Raw genomic sequence first — 21788 nt, 5'->3', positions numbered from 1 at the left:
ACCCTGCCAAACCCACGCCGCCACAGGCCCGCATCGGTTTCAGCCCCCAGAAAACGGCGTATCCCCCGCGTTAAAGCCTGCTTCCGTCGTTTGACATATCGAACGGCTCTGGCAAGCTATCTACAAGCCCCGACCGGAATCGTCGCCTCTGACGAGCCGGCAGTGCTCGGGGCTACAGGCAGCACCCAGGGCCCCGAGCCGTGCGCCTGCACAACAACGACAGGTCGAACCTGTCCCAAGGTGACATATGTCCAACAGCAACATTGGCAACAAGCAACCTTCCCTGCGCAAACCCGTCGTCCTGATGACCATGGGCAGCCAAGAGCGCAAAGGCCATGACTACCAGGTCATGACCCACAAATACATTACCCCGCTGGTCGAGTTCTCCGGTTGCGTCCCGGTATTGGTGCCTACCTGCTGCGGCACTGAAGACCTCGAGACCTACCTGGACATGGCCGACGGCGTGTACCTGACTGGCGCTGGCAGCAACATCGACCCGGCCCTGTATGGCCAGGAAAACCAGACCCCAGGCAAAGGCCAGGACCAGAACCGCGACCTGTTCGACATTCCGCTGGTCAAGGCGGCGATCAAGCGTGGCCTGCCCATCTTCGGCATCTGCCGTGGCATGCAGGAAATCAACGTGGCCCTGGGTGGCGACATTTACCAGAAGGTGTATGCCGAACCTGGGTTCAATGACCACCGGGAAAACCCGGAAGACCCGGTCGAAGTGCAGTACGCCCAGGTGCATGGGGTGAAGATCCAGCCGGGCAGCTGGCTGCATGACACCCTGGGTACCGACGAGATTCGCGTCAACTCGCTGCATGGCCAAGGCCTGCATAAGCTTGGCGCCGGTATTGAAGCGATCGCCCGTGCCGAAGATGGCCTGGTCGAAGCGATTCACGCGCCAAGCATTTCGCCGTTCCTGTTCGCGGTGCAGTGGCACCCTGAATGGCAAGCGGCGAAGAACCCTGATTCGATAAAGATCTTCCAGGCTTTCGGCGATGCTTGCCGGGCCCAGGTACGCAAGGCGCAAATCAAGCGCCAGCACGCGGCCTGACCTTCAGTTTCCTCTGCTTTGATCGCGGGGCGGCGCAAGGCCGCCCCCGTTTCCCCGGTCACCCTCTGCTGGTCCCAGAACTCTTCCCGTGGAATCGGGCGGCGGGCTTGTGCCTGTCTCCGCGATCGTTTTTTCCCTCCCCTCAAGAGATACGATGACTGCTATGTGTTTGTCGTCGTACCTGCTGCGCCTGTGAAATCGAGCGCCGCCCGCGCGGCGCTTCGCGGGTAAACCCGCTCCTACGTTTGTTTCGGGCCAGTATCGCCTGTGTCAGACGCGCGCGACCGCCTTGTTTGTACGACGCGATATCGAGGCATGCGCCAACATGTGTTTGTCGTCGTACCTGCTGCGCCTGTGAAATCGAGCGCCGCCCGCGCGGCGCTTCGCGGGTAAACCCGCTCCTACGTTTGTTTCGGGCCAGTTATGCCTGTGGCATTTGCGCGCGAACGCCTTGGCGCATGCCTCGATATCGTGTCGTATAAACAAGGCAGTCGCGCGCGTCTGACACAGACGATACTGGCCCGAAACAAACGTAGGAGCGGGTTTACCCACGAAGCGCCGCGCGGGCGGCGCTCGATCTGCGCCACAACACACATATCCAGACAACCACCCTGGCGAGAACACAAAATTCTGAAAAAGGACTAGTCATCACGCAGGTTGTACGATAACTTACCTCCAACGAAAAGCCACACCCCTCACCCAAGCGCCACAGGATGCCAACAACAATGAATCCACAAGAACTCAAATCCATCCTCTCCCACGGCCTGCTGTCTTTCCCGGTCACCGACTTCAATGCCCAGGGCGACTTCAACCCGGCTGGCTACATCAAGCGCCTCGAGTGGCTGGCCCCATACGGCGCCAGCGCGCTGTTCGCCGCTGGCGGTACCGGTGAATTCTTCTCCCTGGCCGCCAGCGAATACAGCCAGGTGATCAAGACCGCGGTCGACACCTGCGCCACTTCGGTACCGATCCTCGCCGGTGTCGGTGGCTCCACCCGTCAGGCCATCGAATACGCGCAAGAAGCCGAGCGCCTGGGTGCCAAAGGCCTGCTGTTGCTGCCGCACTACCTGACCGAAGCCAGCCAGGACGGCGTCGCCGCCCACGTCGAAGCGGTGTGCAAATCGGTAAACATCGGTGTGGTGGTGTACAACCGCAACGTCTGCCGCCTGAACGCCGACCTGCTGGAAAAACTGGCCGAGCGCTGCCCGAACCTGATCGGCTACAAGGACGGACTGGGTGATATCGAGCTGATGGTGTCGATCCGTCGTCGCCTGGGCGAGCGCTTCAGCTACCTGGGTGGCCTGCCGACCGCCGAAGTGTATGCCGCCGCCTACAAGGCCCTGGGCGTACCGGTGTACTCCTCCGCGGTGTTCAACTTCGTGCCGAAAACCGCCATGGACTTCTACAACGCCATCGCCCGTGACGACCACGCCACCGTGGCCAAGCTGATCGACGATTTCTTCCTGCCATACCTGGACATCCGCAACCGCAAGGCCGGCTACGCCGTGAGCATCGTCAAGGCCGGCGCCAGAATTGCCGGTTACGACGCCGGCCCGGTGCGTACCCCGCTGACTGACCTCACCGCCGAAGAGTACGAAATGCTCGCCGCGCTGATGGACAAGATGGGCCCGCAGTAAGCGCTGCCCGCGGCCTGCCAGATGCCGCGCCCGGAGTGGGCCTGCCCCACTCCGGTTACAATTCGTGAGCCCGCACAAAAATAACTAGTGGGAGTATTGCCAGCATGCAAGCGACTAAGAAAACGCATGTGCGCTACCTGATCCTGTTCATGCTGTTTCTGGTGACCACGATCAACTATGCCGACCGCGCGACCATTGCTATCGCAGGCTCCAGCCTGCAGAAAGACCTCGGCATTGACGCCGTAACCCTCGGTTATATCTTTTCCGCCTTCGGATGGGCTTACGTGGCTGGCCAAATTCCTGGTGGCTGGCTACTCGATCGCTTCGGTTCCAAGAACGTCTACGCCTTCAGCATATTCACCTGGTCGCTGTTCACCCTGCTGCAAGGGTTTGTCGGTGGCCTGCCGGTTGCCTGGGCTGTGGTCACCCTCTTCACCCTGCGCTTCCTGGTCGGTTTCGCCGAAGCCCCGTCATTCCCGGGTAACGCGCGCATCGTCGCCGCATGGTTCCCGACCCAGGAACGCGGCACGGCGTCGGCCATCTTCAACTCGGCGCAGTATTTCGCCACTGCACTGTTCGCCCCGATCATGGGCTGGATCGTGTTCAGCTTCGGCTGGGAGCACGTGTTCGTGGTCATGGGTGTGCTGGGCATCATCTTCTCGATGGTGTGGCTGAAGACCATCTACAACCCGCGCCAACACCCGCGCATCAGCCCAAGCGAACTCGAGCACATCGAGCAGAACGGCGGCCTGGTCGACATGGATCAGAAGCGCGGCAGCGACGGCCCGAAATGGGGTTACATCAAGCAGTTGCTGACCAGCCGCATGCTGCTGGGCGTGTACCTGGGCCAGTACTGCATCAACGCCATCACCTACTTCTTCCTCACCTGGTTCCCGGTGTACCTGGTGCAGGAGCGCGGCATGACCATCCTCAAGGCCGGCTTCATCGCCTCGCTGCCGGCGGTGTGTGGATTCATCGGCGGCGTCCTGGGTGGTGTGATCTCCGACTGGCTGCTGCGCCGCGGCAACTCGCTGACCTTCTCGCGCAAACTGCCGATCGTCTGTGGCCTGCTGCTGTCCACCACCATGGTGTTCTGCAACTACGTCGATGCCGAGTGGATGGTGGTTGGCTTCATGACGCTGGCGTTTTTCGGCAAGGGCATCGGCGCGCTGGGCTGGGCGGTGGTCGCGGACACTTCACCCAAGCAGATCGCCGGGCTGTCCGGTGGCCTGTTCAACACCTTCGGCAACATCGCGTCGATCACCACCCCTATCGTGATCGGCTACATCATCAGCGCCACCGGCTCGTTCAAGTGGGCGCTCGTGTACGTGGGTGCCAATGCGCTGGTAGCGGTATTCAGCTACCTGGTAATCGTGGGCCCCATCAAGCGTATCGAATTGCGTGATGCTGCCCCAAAGCCACACGCTGAGCCGGCCTCCGACGGCGAACTGGCCAGCTCGCGTCACTGAAAAAACACGCCCGCGCCGGGTCACCCGGCATGGGCGGATGTACAAAAGCCTGAGAACCTGACAAGTAGGGCCCAAACATGCAGTTGATCGAACACTCCGACTCGCCCCGCTACGTCCGCCTGCACGACGACGACAACGTCGTGGTCGTCGTCAACGACGGCGGCTTGGGCGAAGGCGCCCGCTTCGCCGACGGCCTGACCCTGATCGAAGGCGTGCCGCAAAGCCACAAGGTGGCCACCGTGGCCATCGCCAAGGGCGAGCCCGTGCGCCGCTACGGGCAAATCATCGGCTACGCGCTGGAAGACCTGCGCCAAGGCAGCTGGGTGCAGGAAAGCCAGCTGGCCATGCCGGCCGCCCCGGAACTGGACAGCCTGCCGCGCTGCGATGCAGTGCCACAACCGCTGCCGCCGCTTGAGGGCTTCACCTTCGAGGGCTATCGCAACGCCGACGGCACTGTCGGCACCCGCAATATCCTCGGCATCACCACCACCGTGCAGTGCGTGACCGGCGTGCTGGAACATGCAGTCAAGCGCATTCGCAACGAACTGCTGCCCAAATACCCCAACGTCGATGACGTGGTGGCCATTACCCACAGCTACGGCTGCGGTGTGGCAATCAACGCCCGCGACGCTTACATCCCGATCCGCACCGTGCGCAACCTGGCGCGCAACCCAAACCTCGGCGGCGAGGCACTGGTGATCAGCCTGGGCTGTGAAAAACTGCAAGCCAGCCAGGTGATGCACGACAACGACCCCTCGGTGGACCTCAGCGACCCATGGCTGTACCGCCTGCAAGATGCCAGCCTTGGCTTTGTCGAAATGATCGAGCAGATCATGGACCTGGCCGAAACCCGCCTGAAGAAGCTCGACCAGCGCCGCCGCGAAACGGTCCCGGCCAGCGAACTGATCCTCGGTATGCAATGCGGTGGCAGCGACGCCTTCTCGGGCATCACCGCCAACCCGGCACTGGGCTATGCCGCCGACCTGCTGGTCCGCGCTGGCGCCACCGTGCTGTTCTCTGAAGTGACCGAGGTGCGCGACGCGATCTACATGCTGACTTCGCGCGCGGAAAACCAGGACGTTGCCGACGCGCTGGTGCGCGAAATGGACTGGTACGACCGCTACCTGCAGCAAGGCGCCGCCGACCGCAGCGCCAACACCACGCCGGGCAACAAGAAAGGCGGGCTGTCGAACATCGTCGAGAAATCGCTGGGTTCGATCGTCAAGTCGGGCAGCGGCGCTATCCAGGGTGTGCTCGGCCCAGGCGAACGGGTCAACCGCAAAGGCCTGATTTTCTGCGCCACCCCGGCCAGCGACTTTGTCTGTGGCACCTTGCAACTGGCGGCCGGCATGAACCTGCACGTCTTCACTACCGGCCGTGGCACCCCGTATGGCCTGGCCATGGCGCCGGTGGTCAAGGTGTGCACCCGCAGCGAACTGGCCCAGCGTTGGCCCGACCTGATCGACATCGACGCCGGCCGCATCGCCAGTGGTCGCTCGACCATCGAGGAGCTGGGCTGGGAGCTGTTCCATTACTACCTGGACGTGGCCAGCGGTCGCAAGCAGACCTGGGCCGAACAACACCGGCTGCACAACGACATCACCCTGTTCAACCCGGCGCCCATTACCTGATGCCGCAGCCCTGACCACGCATTCACACACGCCACTCTCAATCCCACAGGAGCACCCCATGCCTGAGATCCTCGGCCATAACTTCATCGCCGGTCAGCGCAGTGCCGCTGGCCCTCAGCGCCTGCAGAGCCTGGACGCCAGCACTGGCGAAGCCCTGCCCTACAGCTTTGCCCAGGCCACCGAAGCCGAAGTGGACCAGGCCGCCAAGGCCGCTGCCGCAGCCTTCGCCGAGTTCCGCCAACTGGCCCCGGCGCGTCGGGGCGAGTTCCTCGACGCCATCGCCGCTGAACTCGACGAACTGGATGACACCTTCGTCGCCATCGTCTGCCGCGAAACCGCCCTGCCCGCCGCCCGTATCCAGGGCGAGCGCGGCCGCACCAGCGGGCAGATGCGCCTGTTCGCCCAGGTGCTGCGCCGCGGCGACTTCCTCGGCGCGCGCATCGACCTGGCACTGCCCGAGCGCCAGCCGCTGCCACGCGTAGACCTGCGCCAGATGCGCATCGGCGTAGGCCCGGTCGCCGTGTTCGGGGCCAGCAACTTCCCGCTGGCCTTCTCCACCGCCGGGGGTGATACCGCCGCCGCCCTGGCCGCAGGCTGCCCGGTGGTATTCAAGGCGCATAGCGGCCACATGGCCACGGCCGACCTGGTCGGCTGCGCCATCGTGCGCGCCGCTGAGCGTACCGGCATGCCCAAGGGCGTGTTCAACATGGTATTTGGTGGCGGCGTGGGCGAGTGGCTGGTCAAGCATCCGGCCATCCAGGCGGTTGGCTTCACCGGCTCGCTGAAAGGCGGTGATGCCCTTTGCCGCATGGCCGCTGAGCGCCCGCAGCCAATCCCGGTATTTGCCGAGATGTCCAGCATCAACCCGGTCATCATCCTGCCAGGCGCCCTGGCCAAGCGTGGCGAGGCCATTGCCCGCGAGTTGGCGGGGTCCGTGTGCATGGGCGCCGGGCAGTTCTGCACCAACCCTGGGCTGGTGATTGGCTTGCAGTCGCCACAGTACAGCCAACTGCTCGCCGACCTTGGCCAGTACCTGGACCAGCAAGCCGGGCAAACCATGCTCAATGCTGGCGGCTTGCACAGCTACGTCGGCGGCCTTGAACACTTGCATGCCCATGCCGGTATCGAGCATGTGGCCGGCCAGGCGCAGGAAGGCAACCAGGCGCGCGCTCAGCTGTTCAAGGCCGATGCACGCCTGCTGGTCGAGTCCGACCCGCTGTTGCAGGAAGAAGTGTTTGGGCCCACCACCGTGGCCGTAGAGGTGCAGGACAACGACCAACTGCGCGACGCGCTGCTCGGCCTGCGCGGCCAGTTGACCGCGACGCTGATCGGCGAAGCGGAGGACTTCGATGCCTTCGCCTGGCTGGTGCCGCTGCTGGAGGAGAAAGTCGGGCGAATCCTGGTCAATGGCTACCCGACCGGTGTCGAAGTCTGTGATGCCATGGTGCACGGCGGCCCGTACCCGGCGACCTCCGATGCGCGTGGCACCTCGGTCGGCACTTTGGCCATCGACCGCTTCCTGCGCCCGGTGTGCTACCAGAACTACCCGCAGACGCTGCTGCCTGAGGCACTGCGCGACGGCAACCCGCTGGGGCTGCGGCGGTTGGTGAACGGTCAGTGGAGTGACGGGGCGATCTGACTGGTTGCCAGAAACAGGAAAGCCCTGCGCACGGCGGGGCTTTTCATTTTGACTGTACTGGCCTCTTCGCGGGCAAGCCCGCTTCTACAGGGCTATCTTGCCCGCGAAGAGGCCAGTACAGGCAGCAAAGGCTTCAGGTTCCTTGCGCTTCAGCCGCCTCATGCGCCTGGCGCAAGCGCTCGCGGCTGTTGCTCAGGTGCATGCGCATGGCCATCTTCGCCCCTTCGCTGTCACGCCGGGCAATCGCCTCATAGATCGCCTCGTGCTCATGCATCAGGCGGCTCATGTAATGCGCCTGGTCATCATGGGCCAGGCGCGCCGAATTCAGCCGGGTGCGCGGGATGATGCTGGTACCCAGGTGGTTGATGATGTCGGCGAAGTAGTGGTTGCCGCTGGCCTGGGCAATACGCAGGTGGAACTGGAAGTCCGCCGACACCGCATCAGTGGCGTGGGCCGCCCCCTCGTTGAGTTCGTCCAGCGCCGCCCGCATACCGGCCAGAGCTTCGTCGCTTCGCCGCTGGGCTGCCAGCCCGGCCGACTCGATCTCCAGGGCAATGCGCAACTCCAGCACCGCCAGCACTTCGCGCAGGGTGACCACGGTGGCCGGGTCGATACGGAAACCGCCCGTAGCCGGTGCATCCAGCACGAATGTACCAATGCCGTGGCGAGTCTCTACCTGCCCGGCGGCCTGCAACCGCGAGATCGCCTCACGCACCACCGTGCGACTGACGCCCTCTTCGGCCATGATCTGCGATTCGGTCGGCAGCTTGTCGCCGCGCTTGAGCTGGCCGCTGCGAATGCGTTCGGTCAGCACCGTGACCAGTTCCTGGGCCAGACTGCGCGGCTTGCGCCGGGTCCTTGCCTGTACCTGCTGCTCTGTCATTGCCCTGTATTTCACCTTGGAAGACAGCGCTCATCATAGCGCAAGCGGTTGTACGATCACATACACCCCGTGCGGTATTTATTGCCCATCTTTGCAGTCCCTGGCCCCATGAAAAAACGCGCAGAATCACTGGCCCATGGCCTGCGCGAGCCTGTACTGTACGCCTCCACGCTCACTGTTCCATGGAAGGAATCTGCAGTATGAAAACCCTCGACCGCCTTTTGCTCGGCAGTGGCCTGCTGATCCCCCTCTGGCTGCTGGCGGGGGTATGGCTCACCGCCCAGGCCTACCCTGGCTATGATCACCTGCAACAGGCCATGAGCCAGCTTGGCGCGGCAGGCTCGCCAACCCACAGCTGGTCACCACAGGTCAACAACTACCCTCTAGCCCTGCTGTTTGCCCTGTTTGCCTGGGGCCTGATGCGGCGCTGGCATAGCTCGAAGCTGGCGCTGCTGAGTGCGGGCCTGGTGTTGCTGCATGGCATGGGCAGTTTGGGCACCGGCTGGTTCCCCTGCGACCAGGGGTGTGCACCGGTACAGCCATCTACCTCGCAGCAACTGCATAACCTGTTTGGTCTGCTGATGTTCCTCTCGCTGACCTTGGCCAGCGCCCTATGGGCATGGCTAGGCAACCGCCTTGCCGGCTCCCCCGCCCTGGCGCTGTTTTCCCTGGCTTGCGTGGTGTTGGCGATCATCACCGTCGCGTTGATGGGCCAGGCGGCTCAGAGTGGCCAGCTGTTCGGCCTGTATCAACGCCTTAACTATGGTGTTTCGGTGCTCTGGGTTGCCAGCCTGGCCTGGACAAGCCTGCAGAAGCCGAAGGCCAGTCCCCTGCGCATAGCTGTGACCTGACGGCAAATTGCTGGCCCACGGCTGCGGAAAGCGAAGGCAAACTCCGTTCTCTTTCAGATGCTTAGGACAGCAACATGCGAGTACTTCTAGCAACGATGGCCGGCTGCCTGCTGGCCACCCTCGCTTTCGGCGCCCAGGCCAGGGCACTGAGCCAGAACGATCGCCACACCTGCGGCTGGGGCGCGCAGATAGCCGCCGAGGCCCAACAGGCCAAGCTTTCCGGGGTGACCTTGTATGCCACGCGCAAGAAGCTGCAGGTACGCAAATTCCCCAAACCCTGGATGCGCATGACTGCCTTCGGCATTACCGAGCAGACGTACAACAGCCGCTCGCGGCTCAAGCCAGCAGCGATCAAGCAGACGTACTTCGAGCAGTGCGTTCAGCATGCCGTTGCAAGACGATAACTCTCTATTTACTTACGCCTGCAAAGGCCGCATCAGCGTCTCCAAGGAGGGCCTGCCTTGAAGCGATCTTCTAGCCAGGCCTTGAAGACGCCCATCGCTGCCGTGTTCAGGCGCGCGGTCGGCCGTACCAGGTAAATGCCCGCCGCCTTGTCCAGCTGCCATTGCGCAAGCACCCTTACCAGGCATCCGCTGGCCAGGTCCTCGCCCATGAGCCAGTCACCTCCGGCCAGAATCCCCACGCCGCGCCGGGCCGCCTCCAGCAGCGCTTCGTTGTCATTACTGCGAAGGCTGCCGGCAACTTTGACACCTGTCTGTCGCGTATCGCTCATCAGGCGCCATTCAGGAAACGATCGTAAGCCATTGAAACCCAAACAGTTATGCACCGCCAAATCTTCCGGCTGCGCGGGTTCCCCATGCCGAGCAAGGTATTGAGGAGAAGCGCACAGGATCCGCACGTGATCGCACAGTTTACTTGCCACCAGACGATTGTCCGCCAGCTCACCAATCCGGATCGCGGCGTCGAAACCCTCGCCGATCAGGTCGACGAAACGATCGGCATACTCGGTCTCCACGATTACCTGCGGGTAGGCCAGTACAAAGTCGGCCAGCATGCCGCTCAACCAGCGTCGGCCCATGGCCGCCGGCAACGCCAGACGCAGACGCCCACGGACCGTTGCCGCACCTTCGGCTGCCTCTTCCTCCGCTTCGGCAATCAGCCGGCTAGCCTCGAGAACCTTGGCTACCAGCCGCTCGCCCTCATCGGTAAAGCGCAGTTGCCGCGTACTGCGCTCCACCAGGCGAATGCCCAGCCGCGTCTCTAAAGCACTCAGGCGTTTCGACAGCACCGTAGGGTGGCGCTCCAGTTGCCGCCCGGCGGCAGCAAACGAGCCCTGCTCATACAAGGCCAGCAGGGTGGCAAGTTCATCAGCGCGGCGACTGTCGAAGGTATCCATGGCAAGGCTCGGCTCAGGGCAGTGAAATCAGGGGGCGGATCAGGCAGTCAGCACCAGCGCGCCCTCCGACCGCCCTTGCTCCAGGTACTCATGGGCCTTGGCTGCTTCAGCCAGCGGGAAGCATCGCCAGACCCTAGGCTGGACGATACCTTCGGCAACCGCTGCCAGCACATCGGCCGCGCGCTGCTGGTACTCCTCGACCGTGCGGGTGTGTGCTGCGAGCGATGGCCGGGTCAGGTACAGCGAGCCATTGGCATTGAGCGTGGCCACCTCGATGGCAGGCGGTGCACCGGAGGTGCCGCCGAACGATACCAACAAGCCGCGCACCCTCAGGCTGCCCAACGAGGCCTCAAGCGACACCTTGCCCACGCAATCGTACACTACGTCCACACCTTGGCCTTGGGTCAGCTCACGCACCTGGCTGGCCAAGGTTTCCGCGTCGAACACCAGCACATGCTGGCAACCCGCCGCCCGTGCCCGCTCCACACTTTGCAGGCGCGATACCACCCCTATCACCGTCGCCCCCAGGTGCCGTGCCCAAGGCACCATCAGCTGGCCCAAAGCACCGGCCGCACCGTACAACAACACCTGGGTGCCCGGCCCTACGGCATAGGTGGTTTTCAACAGATATTGCGCCGTGATTCCCTTGAACAGCACCGCTGCGGCGGCCTCGTCCTCCAACTGCGGCGGCAGCGGGACCAGCCGCTCGGCCGGGAACAGCCGGCCACTGGCATAGGCACCGACCGGCCCCATCGCGTAAGCGACCCGGTCGCCCACCTGCACGTTGTGCACCCCATCGCCAATGGCCGAGACCCTGCCAGCGCCTTCCAGCCCCAGGCCTGAAGGCAATGCCAGCGCTGCTCCCCCCTTGCGCTGCAACACATCCAGCGGGTTCACGCCCATGGCCGTCTGCTCCAGCCAGACCTGGCCAGGCCCTGGAGATTGTGCTGCTACGTGTTCAAGCTGCATCAGGTCGGCAGCGCCGGTGCTATTGAGAATGATGCGGGTAGCCATGATCGAATCCTGCTGAATGAGTGCTCGAGTCAGGCTAAACAGGAAGCAAAAGTTGAACAATCAGGCGGGATGCAGATGATTTCTGCACCCCTTGCAGCAATTCAGTCAGTGCATCAGCAGCCAGTAAGCATCGTAGGGCGCCGTTCACCGACGAAGAACAAGGGGCGCAGGCGCACGCCTATCAGGTTGCCGGTATAGGCCGCCACCAGCCACAACCAGCCGTGTAAGCTACCCGAGGCGATACCACTGAAGTAAGCACCAATGTTGCAGCCGTAAGCCAGGCGCGAACCATAGCCCAGCAGAAGGCCGCCAATCACTGCGGCCACCAGCGACGGCAGCGGAATCTTCAGGCTTGGTGCAAAGCGCCCGGCCAGGCCCGCCGCCAGCAACGCACCCATTACGATGCCCAGGTCCATTACCGTGGTGATGTCCTGCCACAGCGGCGCAGCCAAAGCCTTGGCATTGGCCGGTGCCTGCCAGAACACCCAGCTACCGACATCCACGCCCAGCCCGCTGAGGACCTTGGCCCCCCACAAGGCGAAAGCCGAGGTAATGCCCCAAGGCCGCCCCGCCAGCGCCAAGGTCGCGTAGTTCAGCAAGGCCAGGGCGATGGCGCCCCACAGCAAGGGCCAGGGGCCACGCAGGAAGCGGCGAAGGCCTTGGTGCTCGCTGGCAGGCAGTGCTTCAAGCGCGCCATGCCGGCGCTTCTCAAGCACCACGGTGGCCCAGGCGATCAGCCCGAACACCGCCAGGCTTGCCAGCAGCGCAGGCCCTATCCCCCAGGCCTGCACGATCGAGGTGGCCGGAAGCGACGGCAAGGCAAACCACCAATCGGCATGGTGGGTGGCGCTGACCGAGCCGATGATGAAGAACAGCAGAGTCACCAGCATGCGCGCATTACCTCCCCCCACGGTAAACAGCGTGCCCGATGCGCAGCCGCCACCCAACTGCATGCCGATGCCGAAAATGAATGCACCGAACACCACTGAAACACCCGCAGGGGCAACCAGGCCAGTGACCGGGTTACCGAACAGGCTGCCAGCTGACAACGCCGGGAAGAACAGCAGCACCGCCAGGGTCAGCATGACCATCTGCGCACGCAGGCCCGCGCCACGGCGCTCGTTGATAAACACCCGCCAGGCTGAGGTGAAACCGAAGGCGGCGTGGTACAGCGTCAGGCCAAGGGCGGTGCCGACCAGCAGCAACACCACCTGCTTGAAGCCGGCATTGAGGTTGAGGAACCAGGCACTGGCCAGCATCAAGGTCAAGGCGATCAATGGCGCGCCGAGGCGACGTGGTTCAGGCGTGGCAGTTGCGGAAAGGCCCATCAAAATACTCGGACAATAGTAAACCGGACAGGGAGTATACGCCCAACAGCCGACACAATCGTTGTAGGAACACACAAAGCATTTGTTAAGCTGATTCAAGTCGTCAGAATTGACCAAGGCCATTCACCCGATGGATGAACTGCGCAAGATCGACCTCAACCTGTTGCTCGCCCTGCACGCCCTGCTCAGCGAAAGGCACGTGACCCGTGCAGCCTTGCGCCTGCACCGCAGTCAACCGGCGGTCAGCCACGCCTTGGCGCAATTGCGCAAACACTTCGACGACCCCTTGCTGGTACGCCAAGGCGGCAGCATGGCCCTCACCGCCCGCGCCCAATCGCTGGCACAACCGCTACAGGATGCACTGAGCAATCTCGACAGCCTGCTGGCCACCCCACTGTTCGAACCAGCCAGGGCCCAGCGCCGGTTCCGGCTGTCGTTGTCCGACTACGCTTCGCGCATCATCCTGCCGCACCTGCTGCGCCACCTGCGCCAAGTCGCGCCCGGGGTGGACCTGGCTATCAGCCAGGCCAGCCGTGAAACCATGTTGGCGCAGTTGCTCGATGGCGAGCTGGATCTGGCCCTGGGCCTGTTCCCCGAACTGCCTCAGGACATCACCGCCCAGCCCCTGTTTGCCGATCACTTCATCAGCGTTGCCGATCGCCAGGTGCTGCCTGCCAGCGGCGGCATGACGCTGGAAGACTGGCTGGCACGCCCACATGTATTGATGGCCATGCGTCCGGATGCTTTCGATGAAATCGAGCGCGCACTGGCTGCCCGGGGCCTGCAACGCCGTATTGCCCTGGCCTTGCCACACTGGAGTGCGGCAGTCGAAGTGCTGGCCGGCACCGACCTGATCCTGACAGTGGCCAGCCGCGCTGTGGGGTCGTTGCGCCAACACAAGACACTGCGCCAGTTCACACCGCCACTGGCCATCCCCTCGTTCGACTATCAGCAAGCCTGGCACAACCGCAAGGACAGTGACCCCGGGCACCGCTGGTTGCGCGAAACCGTATGGGCCTGCAGCCAACCAGGGCGCTGATCAGTTTTCTTGCGCCTTCACAGCTGCCGTGGGGTGGACCGGTGACGCCGCTGCCCAAGTGCCCTGTACCAGCAGCACACCGCACAGGATCAGCACCACGCCAGCCACCCTGGCCAGACTGAGCGGCTTGCCACCCAGCCCCATCACCCCGTAGTGGTCGGCAAGCACTGCCGTGATGATCTGCCCCGCCACCACCAGTACCAGGAACCCTGCTGCGCCAAGTTTAGGGGTGAGTGCTGCGGCGCCGGCTACATACATTGCCCCCAGCACGCCACCAATCCATAACCACCAGGGCCCCTGCAGGGCCTTGCCCATGTCTGGCGCCGGTACCCGGATAATCAGCAGGGCAGCGATCACCACCAGCATGCTCACCGTCAACGATGTGAAAGCCCCCCACAGCCAGTGCCCAAGTGCCCGACCTGCCGCAGCATTACCTGCGGCCTGAAACGGCAACACCGCACCGGCAAGCAACGCCATGGCCACAGGAAGCGCCAGCAGAAGCATTGATTTACTGAACATGGCAGTCCTCATCCAAGGTATCGATGGCCACCATGATGCTGCATGCCCCAGCACTGATAGAAATCAAAATCCTGCACTTGAACTATTCGTACCCTGCATACTGAAACATTCCTTCCGGCCGGCGTGCGCATGGCCGGCAATCGACTGCACCGTGCCACTGCCATGGAGCCTTAGCCATGAGCGACGAACGAAAGTCCCTGATCGACCGTGGCCACCTGCCAACCCGCAACCTGGCCGAATGCCTGGCGGTGGATCAAGCCGCCTTGGTCAACGCCTTGACAGGCCAACTGCCAGCAGCATTGGTAGAGCACCTCGCTGCCAGTGCGGACCAGACCCAGGCACTGGGCCTGTCAAAAAAAGTGGCGGCCATTGGCCTGGCACTGGGCAAGTGGCTGGAGCAAGCCGCCGAGTCGTTGCGCCAGCAAGTGTTCGAGCAATGCTGCACGCACCCGTCCGATACCGTGCGCAGCTGGGCGGCGTTCGCCCAGGCGTACCTGTCACGCTCGCAGCCTGCGGAAGATGCCCTGCTGGCGCAGTTTCGCTTCGCCCGCGATGAGCACTTCGGCGTACGTGAATGGGCCTGGATCGCCCTGCGCCCGCGCCTGGCCCAGCACCTTGAAACCGCCCTGGCGCTACTCGGCCGACATACCGGTGATGCCGACCCGCTGGTACGTCGGTTCTGCATCGAGATCCTGCGCCCGCGTGGCGTTTGGTGCGAGCACATTGCCACGCTCAAGCAACGACCAGAAGTGGCCGAGCCGTTGCTGGTACCGCTGCTGGCCGAAGCCGAGAAATACGCCCAGGACTCGGTCGCCAATTGGCTCAACGATGCCAGCAAGACCCGCCCCGACTGGGTACTTCAGCTGTTCAAGCGCCATCCCCCGGCCTGCAAGGCCTCACAGCGCATCCAGAGCCGGGCCACCCGAAGCCTGCCCCAGTGAACCACCACAAGGAAACACGCATGTCACTCAAGGCAAAACTCGACGCCGTCAAACAGCAGATGGCCCAACTGCCCACCGAGGTGCTGGAAAAATTTGGCGCCTCGCTGCAAGCCCTTATCGCCAGGCATCCTGAGGACCACGCGCTCAAAGCCGGCGACAACGCCCCGCTGGCCGTGCTGCCACTCTGAAAACCCGTGAATCCCTGGACGTGCGCTACCAACTGCCAAGCGGCCCCAGGCCATTACGGCATCGTCTTTGAGCTGGAGCCAGCGCTGGTGTACCGGGCACTCGGCGCCGACCTCAAGGCACTGAACGAATGCGACGACCTCAGCCTGCCGATAGCCAGCGCTTTCGTCATCGGCCAGGATGGCCGCATTCGCCAAGCCTTCGTCAATGTCGACTACTCCGAACGTGCCGAACCCAGGCCTTGATCGAAGCCGCCAGCGGCTAAGACCCACTCCCCGGCACCGGGCTGCCCGGACCGCAAACGGCCGATTGTAGGCGAGTAACCGAGGTCGGCAACGGCCAAGGTCAGCGCGAGGTTTCGACGCGCAGCACTTCGGTGTAGATCGCGTCAACCGTCTGGCCAACCTTGAGGTTCTTCATGCGTTTCTGCAGGTCTGGATTCTCGACCTTGACCACCTGCAGCTTGCCCTCCGGTGGCAACAAGCTCACCTCATGCGTCTTGAGGTCGATCTTCTTGATCTGAGAGGTAACCTTGACCTGGCGGAACGCCTCGCCGCCCGGGTTGGGGTTTTGCTCGGTTGCACGGATGGTACCGGACTCTTCAGTCGCTTTCGGCGCCCCACCCACTTCCGGATTGAGCACATAGGCCACGGCGCGTGTCACGTAGATGTCGACTTGGTCACCGACTTTCAGGTTGGGCAGCGCCTTGGCCCTTTCGGTCAGCTGGAACGTCACATCCTTCTTCTCGTCAGGGCCTTTCACCGTGACCTGGCGGGTGGCCAGGTCGATAGCCGTTACCTGAGTGGTGACATGGCTTTCCAGCGCCTCGCTCCCGATGGGGATGCCGGCAGCCTGTACCGTGAAGCTTGCAGAAGAGGCCAGCGTGGCAAGGGCTACAGCACGAGCGAGAGTACGAATGGGGTTCATAGGCGTGCTTCCATGTGATCAAGTCCGAATGGGCGCGTGAAAGGCTCACGCGCTAACAAGCATAGCCATTACCTGCCGCCTTGCCGGCCCTTCCGGCGCGCGACGCATTTCAGCGCCGAGACCATTGTTATAGCTAATACGAATTCTTTACACTTGCTTTACATTTGCAAATCATTACTATTCGTGACTCCCGATAACAACAAAGAGTCGCCTGTAATGGCAAAAAGGTCTGTTGCCCCAGCATCCATTTCCATGCTGGGCCTGCTCGTTGTGCCTGCTGTACACGCTGCCGCCCAAACCGATACGCAAAGTAGCCTCGCCCTGCCTGCCACCGCCGTCACCAGCGTCTATGAGCAGCAAAGCTACAAGGCCAGTGAAAGCCGCAGCGCCATGAAGATCGACGCGCCGCTGCGCGATATCCCGCAAACTGTCAACGTCGTTCCCGAAAGCGTGATCAAGGACCAAGGCGCACAGTCCATGGAAGACGTGCTGAAGAACGTGCCCGGCATCGGCCTGTCCAACGGCGACGGCCAACGCGATCAGGTAACCATCCGTGGCTTCAGCGCCATTGGCGACATGTACATAGATGGCGTGCGTGACGACGCCCTGTACTTTCGCGATCTGTCCAACATCGAGCGTGTCGAGGTGATCAAGGGCCCGGCCGCGGTGCTGTATGGCCGTGGCTCCTCGGGCGGGCTGATCAACAGCATCAGCAAGAAACCAAGCTTCACGCCCAAGCGCGAAGTCGGCATGAACGTCGACAGCGAAGGCAAACGCCGAACCCAATTCGACACCGGCTGGGCCGACCCGCAAAGCAATCAGGCCTACCGCGTAACGGGTGCCTTCGAAGACAGCGACACCTTCCGCGATGATGGCTACATCGACCGCAAGGCCATCGCGCCGTCGGCCTACTTCCGTCTCTCGGACGACCTGGAACTGAACCTGGGCGCCACCTACCTGTACGACAAGCGCCTGATCGACTTCGGCATACCGGCCCTGGGCAACCGCCCGGTGGACGTGGACCGCGACAAGCGCTTCGGCTCTGGCGATGCTGACCAGGATTACGCCCGCAGCGAGGTGTTCTCGCTTACAGCCAGCCTGGACTACCGCATCAACGACAACTTCACCCTGACCAACACCAGCCGTTACTACCGCTACGACCTGGACCGCAACAACACCTTGGCCGACAGCAGCCCGACGCGCTTCGTCACCGCGCCCGATGGTGAACTGCTGATCAAGCTCAACCGCGGCAACGTCGCCCGCGATGAGTACGGTGTGTTCAACCAGACGGAGCTCAAGCAACAGGCGCAACTGGCGGGCATGCAGCACAACCTGTTGTATGGCGTGGAAGCAGGCTTTCAGGACAAATACCAGCGCGTGCTGAGCCAGACCAACGTGGCCCAGGTACCGGTTTACCGCGATGCCTTGGTGCCGGTACCGGAACATGCCGCAAACCTGTCTTCCAAGGGCACCAACTTCCAGCAGACCACCGGTCTGTACGTGCAGGACATGATCGAGCTGAACGCGCACTGGAAGGCGTTGGTCGGTGTGCGTTATGACATCTTTGGCCAGGAGTACGACGACGACCGAGTGCAGAACATCGACCTCGATCGTACCGACAAGACCTGGAGCCCGCGTGCGGGTCTGGTCTACCAGCCAGACGCCATCCAGTCCTACTATGTGTCGGTCAGCCGCAGCTATCAGCCTTCTGGCGAAGTATTCGCGGTGAGCCCGAGCAACCAGCACCTGGAGCCGGAAGAAACCACCAATTATGAAATCGGCGCCAAATGGGACCTGCTCGACAGCCGCCTGTCACTGACCGCCGCAGTGTTCCGCCTTGAGCGCACCAACATGAAGACTGCCGACCCGGCCAACCCCAACCTGACCGTATTGGCTGGCGAACAGCGTACCGATGGCTTTGAAGCCACCGTCAGCGGGCATCTCACCGACAAGTGGCAGATCTATGCCGGTTACGCTTACCTGGACGCCGAAATCACCAAGTCCAACAGCAAGACCAATGGCGTGGCGAACGAAGGCCAGACACCTACCCTGACGCCGCGCAACAGCGCCAACGTCTGGCTGGTACGTACCCTGACACCAGAGTGGCGCGTGGCCGCCGGAGCCAACTACGTCGACGAACGCTACACAGCACTCGACAATGTGGTGGTGATGCCAGGCTATACCACCTTCGACGCCGCGCTGCTGTACAGCGTGCCGCAGTGGGATGCCGCGCTGCGCCTGAAGAACGTGTTCGACCGTGACTACTATGCCTCGGCACATGGCTCGGTCGACCTGATCACCCCAGGGGCACCGCGCACGCTGGAAGCCAGCTTCAACTACCGCTTCTGACCCACGCGCAATGCCTGTCATTCAGCAATTGGGCCGCTCTGCGGCCCATCGCCAGCAAGCTTTGACGATTTGATCAGATAGCATTCAGCGATTACGCGTCACCCGCCACACCGTATTCGCCAGGTCATCGGCAATGATCAACGCTCCCCGCGGGTCCACCGTCACCCCAACCGGTCGCCCCCGGGTCTTGCCATCCTCACCGCGAAAGCCCGTGGCGAAGTCGATCGGCTCCCCTGCAGGCTTGCCATTGCTGAACGGCACGAAGATCACCTTGTACCCCACCGGGTTAGGCCGGTTCCAGCTGCCGTGCTCACCCACGAATACACCGTCGGCAAAGCGCTCGCCCATTGCCGGGGTCGAGAAGTCCACACCCAGTGCAGCCACATGCGAACCCAGGCTGTAATCCGGCTTGATCGCCGCCGCCACCTTATCCGGGTTCTGTGGCCGCACCCGCTCATCCACATGCTGCCCCCAGTAGCTGTAAGGCCAACCATAGAAGCCACCCTCACGCACCGAGGTCAGGTAGTCGGGCACCAGGTCAGGTCCCAACTCATCCCGCTCATTGACCACCGTCCACAACTGCCCGGTCTGCGGCTGAATGGTCAATGCCGTCGGGTTACGCAAGCCGGTGGCATAGGGCCGGTGAGCGCCGGTCTCGGCATCGACCTGCCAGACCATGGCCCGATCGATCTCCACCTCCAGGCCGCGCTCGGTGATGTTGCTGTTCGAGCCGATACCCACATACAAGAAGCGGCCATCCGGGCTGATGGTCAGTGCCTTGGTCCAATGGTGGTTGATTTCGGCCGGCAGGTCGGTGACCTTGGTTGGCGGGCCGTCGGCCTGGGTCTGGCCTTCCTTGTAGTCAAAGCGCACCAGCGCATCCTGGTTGGCTACATACAGCTTGCCGTTGGCATAGGCTAGGCCGTACGGTGCGTTGAGGTTATCCGCAAACACGGCCTGTACCTCGTAGTTGCCATCGCCGTCAGCATCGCGCAGCAAGGTCAGGCGGTTGCCACCCTTGACCTGGGTATTGCCCTTGGCCTTGATCTGGCTGGCGATTACATCCTTGGGCTTGAGCTTGGCCGCGCTGCCCCCCCTGCCCTCAGCCACCAGAATGTCGCCATTGGGCAGCACCAGGCTCTGGCGCGGGATTTTCAGGCCGGTGGCAATGGCGGTGACACTGAAGCCCTCCGGCACGGTCGGTTTCAGTTCGCCCCAGGCAGCCGGTTGCGCAATCTTCATGCTCGGCAGCAAACCGCGCTGAGGCTCCGGCAGCTTCGGGTCCGGGCCATGGGCCTGGGTCGGCTCGCCGTCGCCACCACAGGCACTCAGCAATAGCGCCACGCCCAACAGGCTAAATGCATGCAAAGGCTTCATGCCACACCTCCTGAACGCAGGTTGCTCAAACCGGTCCAGGCGGCCACCACCGCGAGCACTGTCACGATTACCGACAACACCAGCCCAGAAGGCATCACCGCCCAGGCGTCCTTGGCATGCTCAAAGGCATTGATCAGCCCAAGCACCCAAGTCACCAGCAGCAGCACGAAGTACAGCGTAGCGCGCCCACCCTTGCGCTCTGCGCGGATCAGGTTGGCCAGCGCGAACAACAGTGCCAGCCCACAGAAGACCAGGGCCCCGGCGATCAGCCAGGCGGCGAAGTTGCTCCACTGAATCTGATAGCTGTTGTAGTAGGCGATATCGCTCAGCAGCGCGCCAAGGAACAACGGCACACTGCCCGCCAGCAGCAGGGCATGCAGCGGGCTGGGCGTACAGCGGTAAAGGGTTTGATCAGGTGCGGTCACGGTGCCTCCTTTTCATTCAGTGACCCAGGGCTGATGGTCTTGCGCCATCAGATAAGCGCAGGGTGCGCTTAGCAAAGGAGCCTCTTGACGCCGAGATAGTTCACCGCTTCGCTGTAATGAAATATCCTGCAAGGCATTTGCTGCCAAGCGCAGAAGGGGAAAACATGAGCAGACCACATGCGTCCTGGGCACTGGCCACCCTGCTCGGCCTCAGCCTGGCTCTCGCTGGCTGCTCCAGCAACGCCAGCAAGGCACGCTACGCCACGCCTGCAGTGGGCTCCAACTGCTTTGCCAAGGCCGTCCCCACTACCGGTGAAGGCGGCCTGGCCTGGGGCAATACCTTGAGCATTGCGCGACAGAAATCCCTGAATAACTGCGTGCGTTATGCCAGCCGCTCGGGAGGCACGCCCAGAACTTGCCAGGTAGTGATGGCCAAGTGCAAAAACTGAACATATAACAATCTTAAAGTACGAAACTTCCTACAAAAACACCGCAACTTTTCACACGATATTGCGCAAACACAATACATATACATTCAAATAAAGTATTACACTTTCATCCTCGACCGAAAAGCAGCGATCGAGGCATTGTCTTTAACTTGAATTCCAGATACTTGATCGCCCGGTCATCTCAGCAAGTAAGTAGGAAACTTCTTACAGCATAGAGTCGGGCCTGAAATCCAGCACAGTATGAATAACGGCATTTCAGTCTTGTCAGTACTGAAAGTTGCCGCAGTGCGTCTCTGGTTGGAAAAGACTGTCTCTTTGAGCAAGGAGCTCGCATGACCAATGCCTCCGTCAGTAGCGCCACCTCCGGCCCTGCCTGCAGCGCACGCGTGCCCATCCTGCCAGTGCGCTACGCCATCGTGCCCCGCACCGCCGACGCCCCCGCCTGCCGCTATGCCGATGCAGGCTTCAACCTGGAACAAGGCTTCCCCCCGCTGCAGCACTCGGCCTACACCCTCCGCGCTTTGCGCCCGGGCTATGTCTACGTGTTCATGAAAGGCCCTCAGGGCGAAAAGCTGGTCATTCATGAGCACGTCGGCGCGGGCCTCTACAAGGAGCTGCGCTACCAAGGGCTGGAGGACTACCACCGCCGTGAGCGCTACCTGTCCGGCCAGAGCACCGGCTGGGTGTGGGCCGACACCTGCCAGGACACC

22 protein-coding genes are annotated in these 21788 nt (G+C 62.6%); 14 read left to right on the top strand and 8 right to left on the bottom strand.

What is annotated here, in order from left to right:
* Nucleotides 1-247 precede the first annotated feature (247 nt).
* The 5 genes from V7787_RS21570 to V7787_RS21550 all read left to right on the top strand — a co-directional run bounded on the left by V7787_RS21570 (nucleotide 248) and on the right by V7787_RS21550 (nucleotide 7433).
* A complete protein-coding gene (locus V7787_RS21570) occupies nucleotides 248-1057 on the top strand; it encodes a gamma-glutamyl-gamma-aminobutyrate hydrolase family protein (protein WP_020191450.1) in 810 nt (269 codons plus the stop codon).
* A 725-nt stretch (nucleotides 1058-1782) separates the two neighbouring features.
* Nucleotides 1783-2694 carry a 5-dehydro-4-deoxyglucarate dehydratase gene (gene kdgD, locus V7787_RS21565; protein ID WP_010954445.1) on the top strand — a complete coding sequence of 304 codons (912 nt, stop codon included), beginning with the start codon at nucleotides 1783-1785 and terminating at the stop codon, nucleotides 2692-2694.
* A 104-nt stretch (nucleotides 2695-2798) separates the two neighbouring features.
* Nucleotides 2799-4163, top strand: coding sequence for an MFS transporter (locus V7787_RS21560; RefSeq protein WP_064492668.1), 1365 nt, complete (start codon nucleotides 2799-2801; stop codon nucleotides 4161-4163).
* A gap of 77 nt (nucleotides 4164-4240) precedes the next feature.
* Nucleotides 4241-5794 carry a galactarate dehydratase gene (gene garD, locus V7787_RS21555; protein ID WP_014756302.1) on the top strand — a complete coding sequence of 518 codons (1554 nt, stop codon included), beginning with the start codon at nucleotides 4241-4243 and terminating at the stop codon, nucleotides 5792-5794.
* 58 nt (nucleotides 5795-5852) lie between these two features.
* Nucleotides 5853-7433, top strand: a complete 1581-nt coding sequence (locus V7787_RS21550; protein WP_336089528.1) for an aldehyde dehydrogenase (NADP(+)) — start codon at nucleotides 5853-5855, stop codon at nucleotides 7431-7433.
* A gap of 133 nt (nucleotides 7434-7566) precedes the next feature.
* Here V7787_RS21550 and V7787_RS21545 read toward each other — a convergent pair whose 3' ends face one another.
* Nucleotides 7567-8316, bottom strand: a complete 750-nt coding sequence (locus tag V7787_RS21545; RefSeq protein WP_003247694.1) for a FadR/GntR family transcriptional regulator — start codon at nucleotides 8314-8316, stop codon at nucleotides 7567-7569.
* A 200-nt stretch (nucleotides 8317-8516) separates the two neighbouring features.
* Here V7787_RS21545 and V7787_RS21540 point away from each other — a divergent pair, with 200 nt between their 5' ends.
* Nucleotides 8517-9167: a DUF998 domain-containing protein gene (locus V7787_RS21540; protein WP_064492670.1), complete on the top strand. Its 651-nt coding sequence runs from the start codon at nucleotides 8517-8519 to the stop codon at nucleotides 9165-9167.
* A 74-nt stretch (nucleotides 9168-9241) separates the two neighbouring features.
* Nucleotides 9242-9571, top strand: a complete 330-nt coding sequence (locus tag V7787_RS21535; protein ID WP_049588097.1) for a hypothetical protein — start codon at nucleotides 9242-9244, stop codon at nucleotides 9569-9571.
* Between the two features lie 32 nt (nucleotides 9572-9603).
* Here V7787_RS21535 and V7787_RS21530 read toward each other — a convergent pair whose 3' ends face one another.
* The 3 genes from V7787_RS21530 to V7787_RS21520 form a co-directional block, all read right to left on the bottom strand.
* Nucleotides 9604-10524, bottom strand: coding sequence for a LysR family transcriptional regulator (locus V7787_RS21530; RefSeq protein ID WP_064492671.1), 921 nt, complete (start codon nucleotides 10522-10524; stop codon nucleotides 9604-9606).
* Between the two features lie 39 nt (nucleotides 10525-10563).
* Entirely contained in the window at nucleotides 10564-11538 is a 975-nt protein-coding gene (locus V7787_RS21525; RefSeq protein ID WP_064492672.1) for a quinone oxidoreductase family protein, read from the bottom strand.
* Between the two features lie 113 nt (nucleotides 11539-11651).
* Nucleotides 11652-12866: a YeeE/YedE thiosulfate transporter family protein gene (locus tag V7787_RS21520; RefSeq protein WP_198747661.1), complete on the bottom strand. Its 1215-nt coding sequence runs from the start codon at nucleotides 12864-12866 to the stop codon at nucleotides 11652-11654.
* Nucleotides 12867-12996: 130 nt separating this feature from the next.
* Here V7787_RS21520 and V7787_RS21515 point away from each other — a divergent pair, with 130 nt between their 5' ends.
* Nucleotides 12997-13905 carry a LysR family transcriptional regulator gene (locus V7787_RS21515; protein ID WP_104887774.1) on the top strand — a complete coding sequence of 303 codons (909 nt, stop codon included), beginning with the start codon at nucleotides 12997-12999 and terminating at the stop codon, nucleotides 13903-13905.
* Here V7787_RS21515 and V7787_RS21510 read toward each other — a convergent pair whose 3' ends face one another.
* On the bottom strand, nucleotides 13906-14424 hold the full coding sequence (locus V7787_RS21510) for a DMT family transporter (protein ID WP_198747660.1): 519 nt from the start codon (nucleotides 14422-14424) through the stop codon (nucleotides 13906-13908).
* A gap of 176 nt (nucleotides 14425-14600) precedes the next feature.
* Between V7787_RS21510 and V7787_RS21505 the strand changes: the two genes are divergently transcribed.
* From V7787_RS21505 to V7787_RS21495, 3 genes are read left to right on the top strand one after another with little or no spacing between them, the layout of a single operon-like run.
* Nucleotides 14601-15365 (top strand): hypothetical protein, encoded by a 765-nt coding sequence (locus V7787_RS21505; protein WP_198747659.1) that lies wholly within the window; start codon nucleotides 14601-14603, stop codon nucleotides 15363-15365.
* Nucleotides 15366-15385: 20 nt separating this feature from the next.
* The gene (locus tag V7787_RS21500; RefSeq protein WP_196766218.1) at nucleotides 15386-15553 is read left to right on the top strand and encodes a hypothetical protein; all 168 of its coding nucleotides are present in this window, start codon (nucleotides 15386-15388) and stop codon (nucleotides 15551-15553) included.
* 6 nt (nucleotides 15554-15559) lie between these two features.
* A complete protein-coding gene (locus V7787_RS21495; protein WP_198747658.1) occupies nucleotides 15560-15796 on the top strand; it encodes a hypothetical protein in 237 nt (78 codons plus the stop codon).
* Between the two features lie 100 nt (nucleotides 15797-15896).
* Here V7787_RS21495 and V7787_RS21490 read toward each other — a convergent pair whose 3' ends face one another.
* A complete protein-coding gene (locus tag V7787_RS21490; protein ID WP_064492677.1) occupies nucleotides 15897-16478 on the bottom strand; it encodes a hypothetical protein in 582 nt (193 codons plus the stop codon).
* 216 nt (nucleotides 16479-16694) lie between these two features.
* Here V7787_RS21490 and V7787_RS21485 point away from each other — a divergent pair, with 216 nt between their 5' ends.
* Nucleotides 16695-18827 (top strand): TonB-dependent receptor, encoded by a 2133-nt coding sequence (locus tag V7787_RS21485; protein ID WP_014861625.1) that lies wholly within the window; start codon nucleotides 16695-16697, stop codon nucleotides 18825-18827.
* Nucleotides 18828-18911: 84 nt separating this feature from the next.
* Here the strand turns inward: V7787_RS21485 and V7787_RS21480 are convergent, their stop codons facing one another.
* Entirely contained in the window at nucleotides 18912-20204 is a 1293-nt protein-coding gene (locus V7787_RS21480) for a PQQ-dependent sugar dehydrogenase (RefSeq protein ID WP_064492679.1), read from the bottom strand.
* Nucleotides 20201-20629 carry a DUF2231 domain-containing protein gene (locus V7787_RS21475; RefSeq protein ID WP_020192131.1) on the bottom strand — a complete coding sequence of 143 codons (429 nt, stop codon included), beginning with the start codon at nucleotides 20627-20629 and terminating at the stop codon, nucleotides 20201-20203. The genes V7787_RS21480 and V7787_RS21475 overlap by 4 nt, the downstream gene beginning before the upstream one ends.
* Before the next feature lie 164 nt (nucleotides 20630-20793).
* On the opposite strand from V7787_RS21475, the gene V7787_RS21470 reads away from it, so the two are divergent.
* Together V7787_RS21470 and V7787_RS21465 are read left to right on the top strand one after the other, a co-directional pair.
* Nucleotides 20794-21078 carry a hypothetical protein gene (locus V7787_RS21470; protein ID WP_020192132.1) on the top strand — a complete coding sequence of 95 codons (285 nt, stop codon included), beginning with the start codon at nucleotides 20794-20796 and terminating at the stop codon, nucleotides 21076-21078.
* Between the two features lie 332 nt (nucleotides 21079-21410).
* Nucleotides 21411-21788, top strand: a 378-nt coding sequence (locus V7787_RS21465; protein WP_336089526.1) for a toxin VasX, incomplete at its 3' end; no start/stop codon positions are given.

The sequence above is a fragment of the Pseudomonas sp. CGJS7 genome (assembly GCF_036961695.1).
The sequence above is the reverse complement of the archived record's forward strand: the minus strand, read 5'-3'. Positions and strand labels throughout refer to the sequence as shown.

Bases quoted from the DNA above. Each gene is read 5' to 3' on its own strand.
- V7787_RS21540 (WP_064492670.1), top strand. From the start codon at position 8,517: ATGAAAACCCTCGACCGCCTTTTGCTCGGCAGTGGCCTGCTGATCCCC.
- V7787_RS21545 (WP_003247694.1), bottom strand. From the start codon at position 8,316: ATGACAGAGCAGCAGGTACAGGCAAGGACCCGGCGCAAGCCGCGCAGT.
- V7787_RS21550 (WP_336089528.1), top strand. From the start codon at position 5,853: ATGCCTGAGATCCTCGGCCATAACTTCATCGCCGGTCAGCGCAGTGCC.
- V7787_RS21505 (WP_198747659.1), top strand. From the start codon at position 14,601: ATGAGCGACGAACGAAAGTCCCTGATCGACCGTGGCCACCTGCCAACC.
- garD (WP_014756302.1), top strand. From the start codon at position 4,241: ATGCAGTTGATCGAACACTCCGACTCGCCCCGCTACGTCCGCCTGCAC.
- V7787_RS21530 (WP_064492671.1), bottom strand. From the start codon at position 10,524: ATGGATACCTTCGACAGTCGCCGCGCTGATGAACTTGCCACCCTGCTG.
- V7787_RS21480 (WP_064492679.1), bottom strand. From the start codon at position 20,204: ATGAAGCCTTTGCATGCATTTAGCCTGTTGGGCGTGGCGCTATTGCTG.
- V7787_RS21525 (WP_064492672.1), bottom strand. From the start codon at position 11,538: ATGGCTACCCGCATCATTCTCAATAGCACCGGCGCTGCCGACCTGATG.
- V7787_RS21560 (WP_064492668.1), top strand. From the start codon at position 2,799: ATGCAAGCGACTAAGAAAACGCATGTGCGCTACCTGATCCTGTTCATG.
- V7787_RS21535 (WP_049588097.1), top strand. From the start codon at position 9,242: ATGCGAGTACTTCTAGCAACGATGGCCGGCTGCCTGCTGGCCACCCTC.
- V7787_RS21490 (WP_064492677.1), bottom strand. From the start codon at position 16,478: ATGAACCCCATTCGTACTCTCGCTCGTGCTGTAGCCCTTGCCACGCTG.
- V7787_RS21510 (WP_198747660.1), bottom strand. From the start codon at position 14,424: ATGTTCAGTAAATCAATGCTTCTGCTGGCGCTTCCTGTGGCCATGGCG.
- V7787_RS21485 (WP_014861625.1), top strand. From the start codon at position 16,695: ATGGCAAAAAGGTCTGTTGCCCCAGCATCCATTTCCATGCTGGGCCTG.
- V7787_RS21515 (WP_104887774.1), top strand. From the start codon at position 12,997: ATGGATGAACTGCGCAAGATCGACCTCAACCTGTTGCTCGCCCTGCAC.
- V7787_RS21520 (WP_198747661.1), bottom strand. From the start codon at position 12,866: ATGGGCCTTTCCGCAACTGCCACGCCTGAACCACGTCGCCTCGGCGCG.
- V7787_RS21470 (WP_020192132.1), top strand. From the start codon at position 20,794: ATGAGCAGACCACATGCGTCCTGGGCACTGGCCACCCTGCTCGGCCTC.
- kdgD (WP_010954445.1), top strand. From the start codon at position 1,783: ATGAATCCACAAGAACTCAAATCCATCCTCTCCCACGGCCTGCTGTCT.
- V7787_RS21570 (WP_020191450.1), top strand. From the start codon at position 248: ATGTCCAACAGCAACATTGGCAACAAGCAACCTTCCCTGCGCAAACCC.
- V7787_RS21500 (WP_196766218.1), top strand. From the start codon at position 15,386: ATGTCACTCAAGGCAAAACTCGACGCCGTCAAACAGCAGATGGCCCAA.